18 protein-coding genes are annotated in these 20786 nt (G+C 39.6%); 12 read left to right on the plus strand and 6 right to left on the minus strand.

What is annotated here, in order from left to right; genetic code table 11:
* The first annotated feature begins 7 nt into the window (after positions 1–7).
* Positions 8–1528 carry a TSUP family transporter gene (locus OCK74_RS16820; RefSeq protein ID WP_279298224.1) on the plus strand — a complete coding sequence of 507 codons (1521 nt, stop codon included), beginning with the start codon at positions 8–10 and terminating at the stop codon, positions 1526–1528.
* A gap of 109 nt (positions 1529–1637) precedes the next feature.
* Here OCK74_RS16820 and metX read toward each other — a convergent pair whose 3' ends face one another.
* Positions 1638–2651: a homoserine O-acetyltransferase MetX gene (gene metX / locus OCK74_RS16825; RefSeq protein ID WP_279298225.1), complete on the minus strand. Its 1014-nt coding sequence runs from the start codon at positions 2649–2651 to the stop codon at positions 1638–1640.
* Between the two features lie 57 nt (positions 2652–2708).
* On the opposite strand from metX, the gene OCK74_RS16830 reads away from it, so the two are divergent.
* Positions 2709–3131, plus strand: a complete 423-nt coding sequence (locus tag OCK74_RS16830) for an OsmC family protein (RefSeq protein ID WP_279298226.1) — start codon at positions 2709–2711, stop codon at positions 3129–3131.
* Positions 3132–3259: 128 nt separating this feature from the next.
* Positions 3260–4426 (plus strand): trans-sulfuration enzyme family protein, encoded by a 1167-nt coding sequence (locus tag OCK74_RS16835; protein WP_279298227.1) that lies wholly within the window; start codon positions 3260–3262, stop codon positions 4424–4426.
* Positions 4427–4553: 127 nt separating this feature from the next.
* Here OCK74_RS16835 and ytxJ read toward each other — a convergent pair whose 3' ends face one another.
* Positions 4554–4889, minus strand: coding sequence for a bacillithiol system redox-active protein YtxJ (gene ytxJ / locus OCK74_RS16840; RefSeq protein WP_279298228.1), 336 nt, complete (start codon positions 4887–4889; stop codon positions 4554–4556).
* 764 nt (positions 4890–5653) lie between these two features.
* Between ytxJ and OCK74_RS16845 the strand changes: the two genes are divergently transcribed.
* Genes OCK74_RS16845 through OCK74_RS16855 form a run of 3 tightly spaced genes read left to right on the plus strand, consistent with a single transcriptional unit; the run spans position 5654 to position 8094 of the window.
* The gene (locus tag OCK74_RS16845) at positions 5654–6424 is read left to right on the plus strand and encodes an exonuclease domain-containing protein (protein ID WP_279298229.1); all 771 of its coding nucleotides are present in this window, start codon (positions 5654–5656) and stop codon (positions 6422–6424) included.
* A 12-nt stretch (positions 6425–6436) separates the two neighbouring features.
* Positions 6437–7201, plus strand: a complete 765-nt coding sequence (locus tag OCK74_RS16850) for a polyprenol monophosphomannose synthase (protein WP_279298230.1) — start codon at positions 6437–6439, stop codon at positions 7199–7201.
* Positions 7201–8094, plus strand: a complete 894-nt coding sequence (locus OCK74_RS16855) for a DMT family transporter (protein ID WP_279298231.1) — start codon at positions 7201–7203, stop codon at positions 8092–8094. Before OCK74_RS16850 ends, OCK74_RS16855 begins: the two co-directional genes overlap by 1 nt.
* A 7-nt stretch (positions 8095–8101) precedes the next feature.
* On the opposite strand, the gene OCK74_RS16860 is transcribed toward OCK74_RS16855, so the two are convergent.
* The 3 genes from OCK74_RS16860 to OCK74_RS16870 all read right to left on the minus strand — a co-directional run bounded on the left by OCK74_RS16860 (position 8102) and on the right by OCK74_RS16870 (position 11879).
* Positions 8102–8818, minus strand: a complete 717-nt coding sequence (locus OCK74_RS16860) for a hypothetical protein (RefSeq protein ID WP_279298232.1) — start codon at positions 8816–8818, stop codon at positions 8102–8104.
* Between the two features lie 242 nt (positions 8819–9060).
* A complete protein-coding gene (locus OCK74_RS16865) occupies positions 9061–10437 on the minus strand; it encodes a dihydrolipoamide acetyltransferase family protein (protein WP_279298233.1) in 1377 nt (458 codons plus the stop codon).
* Positions 10438–10631: 194 nt separating this feature from the next.
* Positions 10632–11879 (minus strand): competence/damage-inducible protein A, encoded by a 1248-nt coding sequence (locus OCK74_RS16870; RefSeq protein WP_279298234.1) that lies wholly within the window; start codon positions 11877–11879, stop codon positions 10632–10634.
* A 56-nt stretch (positions 11880–11935) separates the two neighbouring features.
* Between OCK74_RS16870 and dacB the strand changes: the two genes are divergently transcribed.
* Positions 11936–13330: a D-alanyl-D-alanine carboxypeptidase/D-alanyl-D-alanine endopeptidase gene (gene dacB / locus OCK74_RS16875; RefSeq protein ID WP_279298235.1), complete on the plus strand. Its 1395-nt coding sequence runs from the start codon at positions 11936–11938 to the stop codon at positions 13328–13330.
* An 82-nt stretch (positions 13331–13412) separates the two neighbouring features.
* A complete protein-coding gene (locus OCK74_RS16880) occupies positions 13413–13841 on the plus strand; it encodes a DUF6526 family protein (RefSeq protein WP_279298236.1) in 429 nt (142 codons plus the stop codon).
* A 5-nt stretch (positions 13842–13846) separates the two neighbouring features.
* On the opposite strand, the gene OCK74_RS16885 is transcribed toward OCK74_RS16880, so the two are convergent.
* Complete coding sequence (locus OCK74_RS16885; RefSeq protein ID WP_279298237.1) at positions 13847–14257, minus strand: DoxX family protein; 411 nt, start codon at positions 14255–14257, stop codon at positions 13847–13849.
* Positions 14258–14484: 227 nt separating this feature from the next.
* Here OCK74_RS16885 and OCK74_RS16890 point away from each other — a divergent pair, with 227 nt between their 5' ends.
* The 4 genes from OCK74_RS16890 (at position 14485) to OCK74_RS16905 (ending at position 20776) form a co-directional block, all read left to right on the plus strand.
* Positions 14485–17520 (plus strand): tetratricopeptide repeat protein, encoded by a 3036-nt coding sequence (locus OCK74_RS16890; protein WP_279298238.1) that lies wholly within the window; start codon positions 14485–14487, stop codon positions 17518–17520.
* Between the two features lie 70 nt (positions 17521–17590).
* Positions 17591–19219 (plus strand): TonB-dependent receptor, encoded by a 1629-nt coding sequence (locus OCK74_RS16895; RefSeq protein ID WP_279298239.1) that lies wholly within the window; start codon positions 17591–17593, stop codon positions 19217–19219.
* Complete coding sequence (locus OCK74_RS16900; RefSeq protein WP_279298240.1) at positions 19219–19830, plus strand: hypothetical protein; 612 nt, start codon at positions 19219–19221, stop codon at positions 19828–19830. Before OCK74_RS16895 ends, OCK74_RS16900 begins: the two co-directional genes overlap by 1 nt.
* A 40-nt stretch (positions 19831–19870) precedes the next feature.
* Positions 19871–20776 (plus strand): class I SAM-dependent methyltransferase, encoded by a 906-nt coding sequence (locus tag OCK74_RS16905; protein WP_279298241.1) that lies wholly within the window; start codon positions 19871–19873, stop codon positions 20774–20776.
* Positions 20777–20786 lie beyond the last annotated feature (10 nt).

Raw genomic sequence — 20786 nt, forward strand, 5'->3', positions numbered from 1 at the left:
TTATCAAGTGAAACAAGAAGGCTCACATACCATTCATACCGAACAAAAGCATGTTGCTACAAGCAATCATTTATTCCCGGTTTTTCTAAAATTGGAAAGTTTAAAACTTCTGATCGTTGGGGGAGGAAATGTTGGTCTTGAAAAACTAAATGCAGTACTTGTTAATGCTCCTGCTACAAAGATTAAATTAGTGGCTATAGACATTAGTGATTCCATAAAGGAGTTAGCAGGAACCCATCATAACCTTGATTTGCATGAAAGGGCTTTTGAAGAATCAGATCTGGAAGCGACAGACCTTGTGATCATTGCTATCAATGATAAGGACGAAAGCCAACGGATCAGGAACCTGGCTAAAGATCGTGAAAAGCTGGTCAATGTTGCAGACAAGCCTGAATTATGTGATTTCTATTTGAGCTCAATTGTAAAAAAGGGGAATCTGAAAATTGCAATTTCTACCAATGGCAAATCTCCAACCATTGCCAAACGACTCAAAGAAACATTTGATGAGGTATTACCTGGCGAACTTGATGCAGTCCTGGATAATATGCAGTCTATACGCAACAAGTTGAATGGAGATTTCTCGGCTAAAGTCAATAAATTAAATAAAATTACCCACGTATTAGCTACAGGTAAAGAACTTAGAGTGGAGCATGGAGAAAAATGGTGGAAGAAAGTAGCTACCTGGTCGCTCTTTGCTTTCCTGTTTATGATTATTGGCCATGGAATTCTTTCTTATGTTCCTCTTAGTGAACTCTGGCAGGAAATTAAAACGATTGAGTTGGGCTCAAACTTTTTATGGCTGGTGGGTGCAGGTTTCCTGGCTCAGTTGGTAGATGGTGCTTTGGGTATGGGATATGGGGTTACATGTACCACAATCTTACTATCTCAGGGCGTTGCATTGCCCGCTATTAGCGGTAGCATCCACACGGCAGAAATGTTTTCCAGCGGCGTATCTGGTTATAGTCACTATAAATTTGGCAATGTCAACAAAAAGCTATTCAAAGTCTTATTGATCCCCGGTATCATTGGCGCTGTAATCGGTGCATTTATGCTTTCAAAATTGGGCGATCAATATGCAGACTACATAAAGCCAATATTGGCTACTTATACATTTATATTAGGTATAAGAATTTTGTTCACTGCATTCCGTAAAAAAACCAAGCCTAAAAAAGTAAAGCACGCAGGCTGGCTTGCTGGTGCTGGTGGATTTTTAGACTCATTTGGCGGTGGCGGATGGGGACCATTGGTGACCAGCACACTGATTTCTAAGGGACGAACTCCCCGCTATGTGATTGGATCAGTAAGTATTACTGAGTTTTTTGTAACATTGGCTAGTGCCCTTACTTTCTTCTCACTCATCGGGCTAAGCCACTGGCAGGTAATTGCTGGTTTGATAGTAGGAGGTATGCTGGGTGCTCCTTTAGCAGCAAAGCTATCTGGTAAATTGCCGGTTAAAACCATGTTTATTTGTGTAGGAGCTATGGTAATTTTCTGGAGTTTAAGGATTCTAATCAAAGCTCTGTTCTAGAATCTTTTATGAAACATTAAAACTATAAAAAGCCCCGGTAATGAATACTCCGGGGCTTTTAACATTATTTATAAATCGCCTGCTTGTCTTTTTAAAAAATGGCAATTCTTTACCGTTCCAACCATTTGATCAGGTGCTGCGAAATCACAGGTGTTTCAACAAGAAAACCATCATGACCGTATGCGGAATTAATCTCAATGTATTGGGTATGTTGAATATTTTCAGCCATGAACTCTTGTTCATGAACGGGACAAAGAATGTCACTGCTGATCCCTATGATCAATGTGTTTTGCTTTATTTGTTGAAGTGCCTCTTGAACGTTATTGGTGCGTCCCCTTGCAATGTTATGACTATCCATAGCCTTGGTTATAGTAAAATAACTATAAGCGTTGAATCTGTTTACCAGTTTGTCTCCCTGGTAAGTAATATAGGATGATGCTTTGAAATTGTCAGTCTTGTTAATATCAGAATCACTTTGCTTTTGAACCAGTATTTCATAATTGCGATATGTAAGTAAGGCAACCGCTCTGGCTGCTTTCATGCCCTTTAATCCAGATTCTGGCCCGTCTTTTTCCCAGGTGCAATCAGCTTCAATGGCAAGCCGCTGAGCTGTATGAACAGCAATTCCCCATGCGCTTTCGGCTGATGACGTGGCGAGCAGGAAGAGATTCTGAGGAACGTCTTTTTCCATTAAACACCATTCCAATGCCTGGTACCCGCCAATGCTACCACCAATGAGCAGGTGTATCTTTTCGATACCCAAGTGTTGCCTAAGCAGAATATGCGCGTTCACAATATCACGGATGGTGATAAATGGAAAATCCTTATAATAAGGCTTACCCGTTTGCGGATTGGTGCTCAAAGGACCTGTGGTTCCGTAACAGGAGCCAAGGATATTTGCACAGATAATAAAATATCTTTCAGGGTCAAGTGGTAAACCGGGGCCAATCATTTGCGGCCACCAGTCGGACGCATTTGAATTGGCTGTAAAGGCATGACAGATCCATACAACATTGTCCTTTGCTGCATTTAATGTACCATAAGTATGATAGCTAATGGTGATTTCCGGTAATTGATTTCCGCTTTCTAAAACAAAGGGATGCGCGTAGTGAAAAGACTCCATTCTCGATTTCAAAATGTAAAGTAAAAGCTTAGGAAGTTACTTTTGCAAAAAAAATTAATGATTGAAATAGAAATTGAAAGGAAAATAGGTGATTTTGGGTTCGAAGCCCTGGACCAACAAGGTCACAAAGTGCTGACAGATGCAAGTTCAGACATTGGTGGGCAAAACACCGGAGCACGCCCTATGCAGTTGATGCTCATGGCGCTTGGCACTTGCAGCGCCATCGATGTTGTGAATATTTTGAAAAAGCAACGCCAGACAATTGATAGTTTCAAAATGAAGGTAAGTGGTGAACGGGAGCAAGATGTTGAACCATCCTTGTGGAAGAAAGCTCACATTAATTTTGAACTAAAAGGGCCTATCGACCAGCAGAAAGCCGAACGTGCCTGTGCACTATCTATTGAAAAATACTGCTCCGTAGCAGAAACCATGCGTAGAGCAGGGGCTGAAATAAGCTGGGAAGTAAAGGTTATATCCTGACCTTATTCCAAAAGAGAATCACTAGGCAGGAAGCTTCTCATCAGTAAAGATTTTAGAAATATTTTTTATAAATCATCTCATCCTATGTTGTCATAGACCTATATTAGAGATGAAGAAAACAAATCCTTATGCATCCAACTACAAAAGCTATTCGCACGCAAATAGAACGGACAGAACAGATGGAACATTCCTCACCAATGTTCCTAACCAGTTCGTTTGTTTATGAAGATGCCGAACACATGAGGGCGGCTTTTGCCGATGAAATTGACGCGAACATTTATACGCGCTTCAGCAATCCTACAGTTCAGGAGTTTATTGATAAAATCTGCATTTTAGAGGGTGCAGAAAGTGGCTTTGCTACCGCTTCTGGTATGAGTGCCATCTTTGCTTCCTTCATGGCTTTGATGAAACAGGGAGATCACCTGTTGGTGTGCAGGTCAATTTTTGGAAGTACTCATACTGTCATCACTAAGTTTTTGCCCAAATACGGAATTGATTATACCTATGTGGACGCTAATGCAAAACCAGAGGAATGGGAAGCAGCCATCCGTCCAAATACGAAAATGATATTCCTGGAAACACCAACAAATCCTGCGTTGGATGTGATTGATCTTGAATTAATTGGGCAGCTTGGGAAGAAACATAATCTCATTGTCAATGTAGATAATTGTTTCGCAACTCCTATAGGACAACGCCCCATCGATTTCGGAGCGGACCTGGTGGTTCATTCCGCAACAAAGTGGATTGATGGTCAGGGAAGAGTGCTTGGGGGAATTGTTGTAGGTAAACCTGATCTGATTCATGAAATTTACCTGTTTTGCAGGAGCACCGGCCCATCGCTTTCTCCTTTCAATGCCTGGGTACTGAGTAAAGCTGTTGACACCTTGGATGTTCGTATGCAGCGTCACGCCTCCAGTGCTTTGTATCTGGCAGAAAAATTGCAAAATCATCCTCAGTTATCTTGGGTTAAATATCCTTTCCTGCCTTCTCACCCGCAGTATAAGATTGCTCAAAAGCAAATGAAAAATGGAGGAGGGCTGGTTTGTTTTGATTTGAAAGGAGGGCTGGAAAGTGGAAGAAAGTTCCTAAACAACCTGAAACTTCTTTCTTTAACAGCCAATTTAGGAGATGCCCGTACCATAGCATCGCATCCTGCAAGTACAACTCACGCAAAGTTGACAGATGCAGAGCGGCAGGCTGTAGGCATTACCCCCGGTTTGATCAGGATTTCTGTAGGCCTTGAGCATCCGGAAGATATACTACAGGATATCCTGCAGGCCCTGGAAGAGAAGTAAATTTCTACTGTATAAAAAAGCCCTCACTTTATATTGAAGTGGGGGCTTTGTATTTAAATATTTTTAGAGTCATGGCCTTGCCGCATTGCCTTCTGCTCCTCAGGCGGACCAGGAGGCTGTTGCAGGTTTAGGCCGCCTCTGCTTGCTCTTCAATCTCGTCCATTGAAATACCTAAGTGGCTTTCATCATAAATACACTTACCTTCTTTAATTAAAAGTACCTGTGGAGATTCATGCTGAATTTTAAAAATCTCAGCAATTTGATTGGAAATATTTCTGTGCGCAATTAAATCCAGGTAATAAAAGTCAATTTGCTCGGTAAAGCCAGCTTTCTGAAGCCTGTTCAAGGCAACAGAGCTAACAGAGCAACGGGTACTGTGCTTAAAAATAACCTGCGGCTTTTGACTTGACTTCTGAATGATGTCTCCCAGTTGATTTTCATTATTGATATGAATCCACTGCATTTTATTAGAGATTTAAGGGTAAAATGAAAATAGCCCTTGCAGGAAACTGTCTAACTTCCTGGCAATTAATTATTTACAATATTAGTTAGGTAAATTAGCCTTTGAATCTGGCAGAGTAAGTAGGATTACCTGGGCAGCCATATTTGCTGCGGGAGGTAAAACATGAAGATAAACTCACAACTGTTATCATAAGGAGAATAAACGTAGCAACTTTGCTTTTCATTTGTAAAGATTTTTGTTTGTCGGTTTAGAATGATTGGATATATAGCAAAGATATATCAAATCTCCCCGCTTTAAAAGGCTTGGGTGCATGGTTTACAGGGTTTTAACATTCAAAACGGTTTTTATACAGATAAAACTAATATTTTAATATATAAAAACACTTATATATGGCGGCCTCTAAGCTCTGCAGACCCGCTTCAGGAACTGATCCTTTCACCATTGGATGCCGTAATCCGCCGAAAGAATCAATGTTATATGAGTGGTAATGGTATTGGATCAAAAAAATGCGAGGGTTGACCACGAAATTTTATCATTCTTACAAATTGCTGTACATACTGCTTTCATTTGAAAAACTGGTAATTGCATTAAGCTTCAACCATAGATAAAATTTAAATATAACCATAACTTAAAGTTTATTCTTAAAACATTGAACGTGTTTGAAACTTTCTCAAAAAAATCACACAAACACTAGTTTAATATTTTCTAATATTGCCTTTCAGAAAAGCAATGCCTTACCTTTACGCCTTTTAAGAATTCTGGTAATGTTACAACTAACCAAACCTATTGCATTTATTGATATCGAAGCAACCGGTTCAAATCCGGCGAGTGACAGGATTGTAGAAATTGCAATCATTAAATATTTGCCTGATGGTAATCGTTCTGTAAAGCGCAAGCTTCTTAATCCGCAAATGCCTATTCCTAAGGTTTGTGTTGATATTCATGGCATAACTGATGAAATGGTGAAAGATGCACCAACTTTCAAACAAGTTGCCCATGAAATCAAGCAATTCCTTGACAATTGTGATTTGTCTTGCTATAATGCCTTTCGTCTTGATATTCCAATGCTGGTAGAAGAATTTATTCGTGCTGGTATTGAATTCGATATGAAGAGTAGAAAATTGGTAGATGTACAGAAGATATTTCACCAAATGGAGCAACGCACTTTATCAGCTGCTTATAAGTTTTATTGTAATAAAACATTAGATAAAGCCCATAGTGCAGAAGATGATGCAGCAGCAACTGCTGATATCTTGAATGCACAGTTGGAGCGCTACCCGCAACTGGGAAATACCGTTGACTCTGTTTTAAAAGTAATTGGCGAAGATAATCTGATTGACTTTGCCCGCCGGTTTGTCTTTGATGATAAAGGTGTCGAAGTGTTTAACTTCGGCAAACATAAGGGCCGTCCTGTAGCGGATGTATTGAAATCGGAGCCTCAATACTATGACTGGATGATGAAAGGGGACTTCCCTATGAATACGAAACAAAAGCTAACGGAAATTTATACACGCTCAATGCTCAAAAAGTCTTAAGCTGAACTACCGGTGGAAAAACTTGTAATTATACCAACATACAACGAGAAAGAAAATATTGAAGCCATCTTACAGGCCATTTTTGACTTAAAGCAGGATTTTCATGTCCTGGTAATAGATGATGGTTCTCCTGATGGTACGGCTGAAATTGTGCGCCAACTCCAACCGCGCTACGACTATAAGGTTTTCCTGGAGGAAAGAAGAGGAAAGCTGGGATTGGGTACTGCCTATATTCATGGATTCAAATGGGCTGTAAATAAAGGCTATGCCTATATTTTCGAAATGGATGCTGATTTTTCACACAATCCAAAGGACTTGCCGCGTCTATACGATGCTTGCAAATTTGGAGGCGCCGATGTGGCTATTGGCTCAAGATATGTAAAAGGTGGGGGTGTTCGAAATTGGCCGGCTGACCGTATATTTTTATCTAAGGGCGCATCTTTATATACCCGCATCATTACTTTCATGCCTATATGGGATCCTACTGCAGGTTTCATTTGCTATAGTAAAAAAGTATTGGAAACAATAAATCTGGATGAAATTCATTTTGTAGGATATGCTTTCCAGATAGAAATGAAGTTTGCTGCCTGGAAATTAGGCTTTAAAATCAAAGAAGTTCCCATCCAGTTTGAAGACAGAAAACATGGCGAATCGAAGATGAGTCATAATATTGTGAAAGAAGGAATTTTAGGCGTCCTGAAATTACGATGGTATGGACTATTTACCAATTACCGTAAGCGGGTAAAAACCGGGAAAGCCAATTTTACAGAAGTATAATGAAAAAGGCTTTACTTCAGCTACATGGTGCTGTTTTTTTATGGGGGTTTACAGGGGTGCTTGGAAGGGCTATTTCTTTAGATGCGGTTCTTTTGGTATGGTATCGATTGCTGATCACTGTGCTTTCTCTTTGGATACTTTTTTATTTCAGAAAGAAAATTTCCAGGATCAGTAAAGCCTCTGTTCTTAAGATCAGTTTATTGGGTTTTATCTTGTCCTTGCATTGGGTATGCTTTTATGCAAGTATCAAGTATGCGAACGTAACGATTGCGCTTACATGTCTTTCAACAGCTGCATTACTTTCATCCATTCTCGAGCCTCTGGTTCTTGGCAGGCGCTTCGATTCATTTGAAATTCTATTAGGATTATTTGCAATTGCTGGTATCGTTGTTATTTATAATACCCATCTGCAGTTTTCCATTGGCATTGGTATCGGTTTAATTTCAGCTCTATTAACTGTTCTGGTTTCTGTATACAATAAAAAAATAATACATGATTATGCACCAGAAGAGATAACTCTTTATCAGTTATCTGGTGGCTTTATAGGGCTCACGCTTTTACTTCCTCTGAATAATTACCTGGTTGCTCCACAGCAAATGTATCCAACCGTTCCAGATTGGATTTGGCTCCTGATATTGAGTTGGATATGCACGATTTTAACATTCTACCTGTATATACGCTCTCTGAAAAAGGTTTCTGCTTTTACGATGAACCTTACTCTTACGCTTGAACCTGTATATGGGATCATACTGGCATTTTTCTTTTACCATGAAAATAAATACCTGAGCAACTGGTTCTATTTGGGCTTCGGATTGATTGCTTTGGCAGTAGTACTCCATACCTGGCGATTGATGAAGCCAATGCAGGAACTGTCAAACAATCCTACTCATTGATTTTTCACTAGGCTGCAGCAGAAATATACTTTACGAGGCTGCGTTTGGCTATGGGCAGGAGCGTTTCTTCCACAGGAAAACTTAATTCAGTTTCAATACAATAGACAGCTGGATTGGGTAATTCAGTCCTGGTTTTGATCAATTCTCGTTTTATATTTTCATAGGTATAAACCATGCTCCTCTGCTGCATCTGGAGGTAAACTGTTTTGATGCTCCTGTATTTTTCTTCATATTTTTCAAAAAACGACAGACGGTATTGATATACCCTTGTATTTCGTGATTTGCCGGCGCTTAAAAAGAAATAACCTTCCTGCACATCCAATGGGATCAGGCCAACGGGGCTAATAAACATCTTGCCTTCTACAAATTCATAGATCTCGGTGCCACTGCTAATTGTGGTTTTCATTTCTCCTGTAGAATAATTGATAATGTCTTCTAGTTCCTGCATCAATTCATCATCTGCAATCATTTGTTCGTACAACATTTGCAGCTTTTCCATTTGCAGACCTGTCATTTTTTTGGGAAACTGTTCTTGTAAAAAACGCTTATTTTCCCGGAAAGCAACAAGATTATTATAATGAAATATGAGATCAGCAAGTTGAGGATATAATTTGTTTTGGTTAAAATATTTAATTATTTCTTGCAAGTAAGCTAATAATACATATTTTTTTAGCTCGAAGTCGATGAAACCTTCTGCAAACCATGTTTCTGATAACTGTTTCATAGTCGTAAGATTTAATATATCCTAATTTAATATAAATTGACCATTCTTGTACATCTTAATTCTGTCAATCTTTTATCACTTTTTTCTTAATTACAATGAAACTTGATAAGTAATAGGACAACTGATGTGCCATAATTTTCAAAGACTATCAGAAAAAAGGCACCCAATCAATTATTGATTGGGTGCCTTTTTGTTTCCCTGACCACAGATGCCACTGTGAGGGTTTCCGATATTATTGGTTATTAACCTTCCCTGTTTGGATTAAAGTTTTCCAGTTCATTTGCAACAGCAGTTAAAAAAGTGGCACCTAAGCTGCCGTCAATAATACGATGGTCATAACTCATAGATAAATACATCATGTGGCGGATTGCTATGCTGTCACCCATTGGAGTTTCTACAACTACAGGCCGTTTTTTAATGGTACCTGCCGCTAAAATGGCTACTTGCGGTTGATTGATGATAGGTGTTCCCATAAGGCTGCCAAATGTGCCAACATTGGTAAAAGTAAAAGTTCCTTCAGCAATGTCTTCTGGTTTCAGCCTGTTGTTTCGTGCATTATCTGCTAATGCATTAACCTGTTTGGCTAAACCCGAAAGGTTTAACTGACCTGCATTACGAATGACAGGTACAATTAAATTACCTGAGGGTAGGGCCGTTGCCATACCTATATTGATATCTTTCTTTACAATGATACGATTCCCATCTACAGAACTGTTTACTAAGGGGAACTTTTTGATGCAGCGAACGATGGCTTCAATCAGTAGGGGGGTGAACGTTAGTTTTGTTCCTTCTCTTTTTTCAAAATCCTTTTTCACCTTTTCTCGCCACAGTACAAGATTGGTCACATCTGCTTCCGTAAAGCTGGTCACATGTGCACTGATTTCGAGGCTTCGTACCATATGGTCAGCGATCAGCCTTCTCATACGATCCATTTCAATGATTTCAACATTGCCGGATGGAAGAGATGTCGTTGCAACTAATGCATTGTTTTCAGCCTCAACTCTGTTCATGGGTATGACCATTGGCTGATCTTGTCTTGTTATTGTAGATTCCGGTTGCCTCTTTAGTTTTCCTTCTTTTTTATCATTAACATATTGAAGAATGTCTTTCTTGGTGACACGTCCTTCATTGCCTGTACCAGGAATGTGTTCCAACTCTGTCATGCTAATGCCTTCCTGGGCAGCTATATTTAACACAAGAGGAGAGTAAAACCTGCCTGCAGTTTGTGGTTTATGATTATTTGTTAGCGATGATGTAAATGAACTTTCATCCTGTGAATGATAGCTGACTTCAGTTGTTGTTTCTATTGTTTCCACCTTTTCAGCTCTTCCGGGATGTATTGTTCCTTGTCCTCCATTCCCATTTTCCTCCTTTGCAACATCGGTTTTGATGCGTGCAATGACATTCCCGATGGGAACAACATCGTTTTCCTGGAACAGCACCTCTTCAATCACACCTTCTGCTGTTGATGGTACTTCACTATCCACTTTATCAGTAGCGATTTCCAAAACGGTTTCATCCATTTTAACGGCATCACCAGGTTTTTTATGCCATTTCAAAATGGTTGCTTCCATAATACTTTCGCCCATTTTTGGCATTACCAGGTCAACTATAGCCATAAAAAAATTACAGTTTTTGATTTACGATTAACAATTTGTATTTACAAACATCACCAGCTTGCTCCTAAAACTATTTGCAAACTTACACATTCAATTGAAGCTCAGGTTATGATATTAAAATTTTCATAACCTATATCCATATTTGGTTTAATGGCTGATAAATATAACGAATGGCTCTAACCTCGCTTTTTCAATCAATTCCCGGTAAGGATAAATAAACGCATCATGTTGAGGGCAGCATTTGCCGCCAGTTGTATATTCCTTTTGCGATCAAAACGGAACTGGAACTTTTGCGTTTTTGTTTGAACCCCATTAGTCACGGCAATCCAAACTGTTCCTACAGGTTTTTCAGGTGTGCCGCCATCAGGGCCCATAATGCCCGAGGTTGCCAGACCATATGTGGTTTTTATCTTTTGTAATACACCTTTACTCATTTCAATGACCGTCTGTTCACTCACAGCTCCAAATTGCTCCAGCGTGGCTTTCTGTACGCCCAGAATAGCTTCTTTTGCTTCATTTGCATAGCTAACAACCCCTCCGTTGAATACAGATGAAGATCCGGGAACAGAGGTAATAAGGTGTGCAATATACCCACCGGTACAACTTTCAGCCGTAGCTATGGTTTTGTTCATTTGCTTCAGCAGTTGGTGCAAGGCCTCCTGTAAACTAATGTCTTCATCAGCCACTAACCATTCTGATACAATTGATTTTAATTCATTGACAAAAACAGATACTTCTTGTTCTAATTGAATTTGGTCATTACTTTTTCCGGTAAGCCTAAGTTTTACCATTCCAAAGGAAGGTAGGTAAGCCAGTTTAATATATTCAGGTAACTTATTTTCAAATTCAATCAGCAGCTCAGCAATTTCAGACTCTCCTTTTCCGGCTGTAAATAAAGTTTTATGTACGATTGCTGGCATTTGGAAGTGTTCTTTCAGTTTTGGAAGTACGCTATTGAGCATTAACCCTTCCATTTCATGGGGCACACCAGGCAGGGACGCATAAACTACCCCCTCTTTTTCAAACCACATTCCGGGCGCGGTTCCGCGCAGATTAGGCAGTACGGTACATTTATCAGGTACTTCAGCTTGCTTGAGATTGCGTTCAATCAATGGGCGATTGATACGAATAAAAATATTTTTCACATTCTCTAGCGCGCCCTCGTCCACCACTATTTTGGCGTCAAAGAATTCGCACAAAGTAGGTTTGGTAATATCATCGGCAGTGGGCCCAAGGCCACCTGTGATAATCACAATGTTGCATTCCTTACTTTCGGTTTCAAGCGCATCCAGAATGTCTTCGCGTTTATCTCCTATGGCAATACGACGTTTTACCCAAATTCCTAATTTATTTAACTCTTGTGCAATAAAGGCGCTGTTGGTGTCAATGGTTTGTCCGATCAGCAACTCGTCACCTATTGTAATTATTGATGCCTGAACCACTTTTAAAAATTTAAAATGAATGGAACTACTAATTTCGATGCAATGTTACTTCTTGTATGAAAAATGGCCTTCTAATTTTTGTCACCTTTTGTTTTTTCGTAATTGCTGAAGCCCAATCCGTATCCGCCAGGCTTTCAAAATCCTTTCAGCAATTCGAAAGTGATCTTCAGTTACGCAATGGCATTTCTTCCTTATATGTTTTGGATGGAGTAACCGGAGAAGTAATATTCGAAAAAAATGCATCTGTAGGATTGATGCCTGCTTCCACTCAAAAGATCATAACCAGTGCTACTGCATATGAGTTGCTGGGTAAAGATTATAGATATATAACAGACATTTCATTTTCTGGTAATAAGGCTTCAGGTAAGCTTAAAATAAAGGCATCAGGCGATCCTGCTTTGGGCAGCTGGCGTTGGCCTTTTACAAAAGAAAGCGTTATTGTCGATCAGATTGTGAAATCTGTGGGTAGGCAATCCATTCAGAATATAGAGGAAATTGTAGTGGACGTATCTGGTTGGGAGATCGAAACAATTCCGGATGGCTGGATTGTTCAAGATATTGGTAACTATTATGGAGCTGGCAGTGAAGCATTGAATTGGAGAGAAAATCAATTTGACCTTGTATTGAGGTCTGGTACCAATGTCGGAGATTCTGTTCAGATCATAGAGAGCAACCCTAAGTTAATAGGATACAATCTAGAGTCATATGTAAGCACTGCGCCTAAAGGTAGTGGCGATAATGCATATATTTATTTTCCACTCCAAAGTGGACCTGGAATGGTACGAGGCACAATCCCGGTTGGTGAAAACAGGTTTGTCATATCTGGGGCTTTCCCTTCAGCAGGAAAACAGTTTACCGGAACTTTAAAAGAAGAATTAAAGAAAAGTGGCAAGGCAAACAACGCAGCCGTAGTTTTTATGAATAAGGAATTGAGCCAGTATGCAGGTAAGTCAAATGAGGTTTTAATTTGGACGCATGTTTCTCCTACACTAGATAGTCTAATTTATTGGTTGAATAAAAAAAGCATCAACCTGTATGCAGAAACTTTACTGAAGACAATTTCCTTACAGAAAAATGGATTGGCATCAAGAACAGAAAGTATTGAATTGCTGAAAAAATTCTGGCAGCAAAAGGGTATTCCCGTAACAGAACTGAATATCGTTGATGGCTCTGGCCTTTCTCCATTGAACAGGGTTACTTCAAAGGCTCAGGTTATTGTATTGCAGTATGCTCAAAAGCAACCCTGGTTTAATGGCTTTTATAATTCCCTGCCTGAATACAACGATATGAGAATGAAGAGCGGAACAATGAGTGGTGTCAAAGGGTTTACAGGTTACCACAAGTCTAAAGATGGCAGAACTTACATTTTTTCATTTTTAGTCAATAATTTCAATGGCCCATCTTCCTCTTTGGTTCAGAAAATGTATAAAGTGCTTAATGAATTAAAGTGAATGTATGGTGTCTCATTAAGAACCACTTACTTCATAAATAACTAACTTCAATTATAAACTACAAACAATAAACGATCTCGTCATGCTTGAACAAAATTATAAAAACCATCGTCGGTATGTTTTAACTTACCATATTCTGACGCTGCTGGCAATCATAGCATTATTGATAGGATCCATAAGGAATGTCATTTACAGCAACAGGGAAAATCTTTACTCTGCATCTTTATTGGTTTTGGTATCAATAGTATTATTAAGCCTTTACATTCATAGTCGTGCCTTTGCAATTAAAGCACAGGATAGGGCAATCAGAGCAGAGGAAAGCCTTCGCCATTTTATGCTAACCGGTAAGCCATTGGATAGCCGCCTGACATTAAGCCAAATCATTGCACTCCGTTTTGCCTCAGACGAAGAATTTCCTTCCCTCGCTCAAACTGCTGCCGAAAAAGGACTCAGTAACGATGATATCAAAAAGAAAGTAATGAAATGGCGCGCAGACTGGCACAGAGTCTAATATCACTACTTCCCAATAAACCTGTCCAGGCTCACCTTTCCGGGACCGGTAAATAATAATGTGATAAAGCAGGTTAGGTAAATGGCTGCTAATTCACCTTTACCAAAAAAATCTCCACTATGTGCGTAAAACAGGGCGACCGACATAGCAACAATCAATGGAATGCAGGCAAGACGGGTGAATAGTCCTAATATAATAAATACAGCACAGAAGAACTCTGCAAACAAAACCATTGACAGTGAGGTTGTTGTGCCTATGCCAAATGGATCGGCAAAGCGGGGGGCTTTCTGGGCAAAGTGCATTAGTTTGTCCAGACCATGATTGACCATGATGAGGGACCCTGCACCAATACGTAAGATCAATGCCGCAAATGATAAGGAATTATCTGAACAACGTATACTGAAAAGTTTTTTCATAGCAGGTTGGTTTGTTTGGGGGAGCAATGTTACAGAGAAAAATTCAATGGTATAACACATGAAAACCCTTAAACTTTTTAAACTTTCCGGGTAGCACCCCTTCCAAACAATCTTTTGTTAAACCTGTTAGGGGATTAACAGTTTCTTTTGATATTGGAACGCTATTTGGCTAAGGCCAAAATAATTTGAATATTTACAGCGTTTACTTTACGGCTAAAGGAAAGAATATGAAGAAATCTTGTTTACTCCCCTCTTTCTGTTTTTTACTAACTGTTGCCAATGCGCAACAGACATACTCGAATAAAAATCCACAGGAGAAATTTTATGAGGCTAAAGAATATTTTCAAAAAGAGCAATATAGCCTTTCGTATCCTATTTTAAAAGAATTGCAACAGTCACTGCGTGAAACGGATAAGATCAACAATACGGTTGTAATTCAGGAGGTTAATTACTATACAATTGTCTGTGAGTTAAAGCAGAATGAAGGCCGGGCTGAACAAAATGCAGTGGAATATATTAACCTGACTAAAAATAACTCCCGCTCACAAATGTTGAGCTATCACCTGGCTGAGTATTATTTTCGCCAGCAACGATTTTCTGATGCCGTTACCTTATACGAAAAAGCCAATATTGCCAACTTAAGCAATGAGGAAATATCAGAAATGAAATTTCACCAGGGCTATTCTTATTTTACCCTGCAGCAATTTGCACAGGCGAAACCCTTGCTTAATAGTATAAGGCAAATGAAAAATGATTCCAATTACATTGATGCAAATTATTATTACGGGTTTATAGCCTTCCGCGACCGTAATTATTCCGATGCGTTGGAAAGCTTCCGTGTTGTGGAAAACCACCCTGAATACGAAGCGATTGTTCCTTATTATATAGCGCAAATCTATTACGTGCAGGGCCGCAAGGATGAAGCAGTAGCTTATGCCGAGAAAAAAATGAAACAAGGCAAATCTCAATATTACGACCTGGAGTTAAAACAACTATTAGGACATGCCTACTTTGAAAAACATCAATATGATAAAGCGTTGCCTTTTCTGGACGATTATGTAACCCGCTCAAAGAAGGTACGCAGGGAAGACATTTACGAACTTTCATATGCTTATTACCAGGCCAATCAGTTTAGTAAAGCCATTGATGGTTTTAAACAATTAAGTGGTAGCCAGGATTCATTGAGCCAGCATGCAATGTATTTGTTGGGCGATTCTTATCTCCATATCGGTCAGAAGTCAAATGCCCGCAATGCATTTATGTTCAGCGCTGCCAACAACAGCAACCAATCCCAAAGGGAAATCTCAAAGTTTAATTATGCGAAACTCTCTTATGAGTTAGGCTACCAGGATGAAGCTTTACGGAGCTTACGTTCTTTCTTGAATGATTATCCGAATTCACCCTACAAGGAAGAAGCTGCAGATTTGTTGGTAGGTGCTTTAGCCAATACAAATAACTACAGAGATGCATTGACGCTCCTGGAAAGTTTAAAAACTCCATCCGTTAATGCCAGGCGTTTATATCCAAGGATATTGTATGGTCGTGCAACAGAGTTGATTAATGATGGCCGTTTTGCAGATGCTGAAGCTTTGTTGGATAAAGCTCTTAAGGATCCTAACAATGCCCCAGTTTTGCCTTTCATTAATTTCTGGAAAGGTGAATTAGCATACCGTACCAATCGTGTGGATGATGCCATTCGATATTACAATGCTTACCTCGATGCAGGCGCTCCTTCAAATGGAGAAGCCAATGCAAAAAATGTAAAATATAATTTAGGCTATGCCTACTATAAAAAGGAAAATTATCCGGTAGCCCAGTCATTCTTTGAACCCATTTCTAAAAATGCAGCCTTGAATGCTGACCCTGTAACACAGGATGCATACGTGCGTACAGCTGACGCTTACTATATGAACCGAAGCTTTACACAGGCTCGTACCATGTATGATAATGTCATCCGCTATTCATGGGCTGCTGAAGATTATGCAACATTCCAGAAAGCAATGATAGCGGGTATCAACAATGCCACAGAGAAGGTGAACTTGATGAATACATTGATCCGCAAATTCCCACAGTCACCATTAGTCATGGATGGTAATATGGAAATCGCCAATACTTATCTGGCTGATCAGCGTTACCGTGACGCAATTCCTTACCTGAATACCATTACAAAAGCTACAGCCAATACAAGTTTGAAACCACAGGCCTATCTCAAATTGGGCATTGCTAATTATAACCTGAACAACCAGGGTGAGGCGATCTCACAATATAGGAAAGTGGTGAATGATTATCCGAATTCACCGGAGGCAGAAACTGCATTGGATAATCTAAAATCAATTTATGTCGAAACTGGTCGTCCAAATGAATATGCCGAAGTAATGCGTCAGGCAGGAAAGCCATTGTCTGTCAGCGCAGAAGATTCTTTGGCATTTGCCGCAGCTGAAATTCAATATGAAAATGGTAATGTCAATTCAGCTCTCGAAGGTTTTAATTCTTATTTGAACCGGTTCGCAAATGGTAGCTATGCCACGAACGCCTATTATTTCAGGGGAGAGATCTATAATAGCCGTAAAGATTGGAAGAATGCATTAACGAACTACCAGGCTGTGGCAGAAAGGGCTCCCAATACTTTTGCTGAAAGAGCCATTCTTCAGGCAGCCCGTATCAATTTCTTCGAGTTGAAGAACTATCCTGATGCCGAGAAGTATTTTGCTCAATTAAAACAAATTACCTCCAGCCAGGAAAGCCGGTTAGAGGCAATGAGAGGATTGTTACGCAGCCAGTACCAACAGCAGAAATGGGCCGAAGCAGTGGATAATGCCAAAGACCTTCTGGCTCAAAAAGGAAGTAGTGCAGAAGATAAAGTACTGGCAAATATGGCTATAGGAAAGTCTGCACAGATCAATGGCCAATATGATGTAGCAATTTCAAACTTTAAATCTGTTGTTTCTCTTAATAAAGCAGCCCTGGCTGCAGAGGCAAGGTATGAAATTGCAAATACCTGGTTGATGACTGATCACCTGGCCGATGCAGAAAAGGCCGCTTTCGAAGTAATTAACAAATCAGGATCCTATGACTGGTGGGTAACAAAAGCTTATATTTTGCTGGGAGATATTTATTTCAAACAAAAGGACTACTTCAATGCAAAGGCTACCTTCCAAAGTGTTGTGGAAAACAGCCTGAATGCTGAACTGAAATCAGAAGCACAGGCAAAGCTGCAAAAAGTGATTGAAGAGGAAAGTAAGAACAGCAAGGTGAGTAAATAAAGATCAGTAAGAGAGAAGTCAAACTAAATTAATTATTAAAAGTTTTTAAATCAGAAGTTTCATTTTTCATATGAAATCATCCTTCATAATTTCCTTTGCGCTTTTGGTGAGTTTTTCAGTTGCGGCACAAGATACCTTACGCAAAAGAGAAGTCAATATTACTTCTACATATAAGCCAGTTTTAAAAGAATCTGCCAAGATTAATTTTAATGCGACACCACCGACTGCAGATACAATCAAGCCCCGCTTGCAGTATAATATCCCCAACCAAAACCTGGTATTCGCTTTCCAGCCCGGCTCTTTAAAACCGTTGGCTTTGCATGTTGATACCGGCGGCCGGTGGAATAATGATAGTTATATAAAGGCTGGATTTGGTAACCTGACAACACCTTTTTTGCAGGCTGGCTTATCTCTCGGTGATGGCAAAACTGCTGGACTAAATGTTTATGCAAAACATATTTCATCCAAGGGCAAACAAAACTTTCAGGATTACCGCAACACCAATGTAGACGTAAACGGGTTTTACCAAACAGCTAAAAATATGGAGTGGACCGCGCGGATAGGAGGCTTTCAGGAGAAATATAATAAATATGGCTACCAGCCAAAAGATCTGGTCTTTCCGGATGATTCACTGGCTGTACACTACCAAACATGGCGCGGTCGCGTCGGTGTTCACAATATTAACCGAACACAATACGGTATTTCTTATGCACCTGAAATCAAGGTTGATGTTTTTAACGATGGTTTAAGCAACTCAGAAAGTAATACTTATATCAAACTGCCCATACAAAAGGAAGTAGGAAAAATATTTGCTGTTGATGTTGCCTTGGAAGCAAGCCTGAACCGTTACAAACCTGATAACAAGGATGCTGACAATAATAACTTTGTTACCATTGCGCCATCAATATTATTTAAGACTCCAAATGCTAATATCCAGGCTGGTATTAGACCTGCATGGAACAATGGTGACTTTAAATTGCTGCCAAACATAATGGCTGAATTTGGATCAGCTGATAAGAGCTTTTCATTTCAATTGGGCTGGGTTGGTTATTTGAGATATTCTGGATATCAATATTTGGCAGGCTTCAATCCTTGGATCTGGGCGCCTCAGGATGTTTACAATACTACTATTGAAGAGCGCTATGCAGGATTGAAAGGGTCTGTAGGTGATCACTTTAGCTATGGCGCAAAATTAGGTTTCAATAAGTACAATAACCAACCTCTGTTCCTGAATGATAATATAGATGGTAAGTCCTTTGTGATCTTGAACGAGGCAAAAATGAAAGTTGTTCATGTAGGCGGCGAACTTGGTTATAATGTTGGAGAAACCTTTTCTTTGATATCTAACCTAACATTCAATCAGTATACTACAGATGTGCATGATAAAGCTTGGGGGCTTCTTCCAATGGAGTTTACAACCAAAATGCGCATTCAGGTAATGAAAGATCTTTTCATTACTGGTGATCTGTACGCATTCGAAGGATCAAAATATCACAATGAAAATGGCGATTCAAAACGCTTGAACGGTGCTATTGATTTAAGTGGTGGTGCAGAATTTGCAATTTTGAAAAACATGAAAGTCTGGGCCCAGTTCAATAACATTTTGAACAAAGAATACCAGCGCTGGAACAGATATCCTGTTTATGGGTTTAACTTCCTCGGAGGTATCATATTTTCGTTCGCCCAAAACAATAAGTAGTGTTCGTAATATTAACAAAATACTTCTTTCAATACAGGGAAATGAACATCCCCGGGATTGGTGCTTTTAAATTAATTGAAGTTCCGGCGAGTTTAGATATAGTGAATAAATTGATGCATCCTCCTGGTTATGATATTATGTTTTCTAACCAACTGGTAGTTAAAGAACATCAGTTGTCTTATCTGGCATCAACCCTGCATTGTGATAAAGCTCAGGCACTTTTTGAACTGGAAAGGTTTGGCGAATCTTTAAAAAGTAGTCTTTATAATGATGCTCTTTTATGGAAGGGATTAGGAACCTTGAAGCTTTCAGATGGTATCATCAATTTTCAGGTTGACCCACAAAAGGATCTGCTGTTACAGCCGGTACCGGCAGAGAGAGTACTTCGAGACAGGAATCAGCAAACTGTTTTGATGGGGGATAAAGAAGTGCAGACCGGCCTGGATGAATATGTTGAGGTACCGGAAAAGAAGCGTTCTCCGGTAATGATTATAGCCTGGGTTCTCATTTTGCTTAGTATTGCATTTATTGGTTTTCATTTTTATAAGCAAGGTATGAAACCATCTTCTTCAGGCAATCAAATGAAAATTAAAATAGAGAAAAGCAGATAATTTATTCGTCATCCCTCATTTGTTTTACTTTGCGCTCCTTATGAACGGAATAGTGCATTATACATCTTGTCCTGTTTGCAACAGTACAAGTATTCATCCATTACTAACGGTTAAAGATGAATCTGTTAGCGGAGAACAATTTGTTATTTGGCAATGTGAGCAATGCTCTTTGCGTTTTACGCAGGATGTTCCGGACGAAACTTCTATTGGTCCCTATTACAAGTCTCCGGACTATATTTCACATACCAACATTAATAAAGGCTTGTTAAATAAGCTTTACCAGGGAGTGAGAAATTTCACTTTGAACCAAAAAGCCAATCTCTTGATACACACAACCGGTTTGAAACAGGGTAGCATGTTGGATGTTGGCTGCGGCATTGGAGCTTTTATTAATGTAATGAAAAATAAAGGCTGGCAGGTGGAAGGGGCGGAGCCTGATGAGGACGCGAGAAGGTTGGCTAAGGAACTTTTTCAACTTTCTATAAAGCAACCATCCGCTCTTTTCGACTTCCGTCCTTCTTCGTTTGATGCTATTTCCCTTTGGCATGTACTCGAACACGTACATGATCTTCATAATTATGTCGAACAATTGAAGACCTTACTGAAAGAGAATGGGCAGCTTTTCATTGCCGTGCCCAATTATCAATCACTGGATTCTGAAATATACCGCTTAAAATGGGCTGCCTACGATGTGCCGCGGCATCTGTATCATTTTACACCGCAGGCAATTCAGGTGTTAATGAAGCAGCATGGAATGAAAGTAACTGCTAAAAAGCCAATGTGGTTCGATTCTTTTTATATCAGCCTTTTAAGTTCCAAGTATCGCAATGGTTATACAAACTGGTTAGGAGCCGCAATCAGCGGACTGAGGTCAAACCTCAAAGCCCTCATGAATAAAGACCGCTGTAGCTCATTGATCTATATAATTACAAAGAATACTGATTAATTCTTGCAAA

This window comes from Paraflavisolibacter caeni, from assembly GCF_025628885.1.
In the GTDB taxonomy this organism is placed as follows: Bacteria; Bacteroidota; Bacteroidia; order Chitinophagales; family Chitinophagaceae; genus Flavisolibacter; species Flavisolibacter caeni.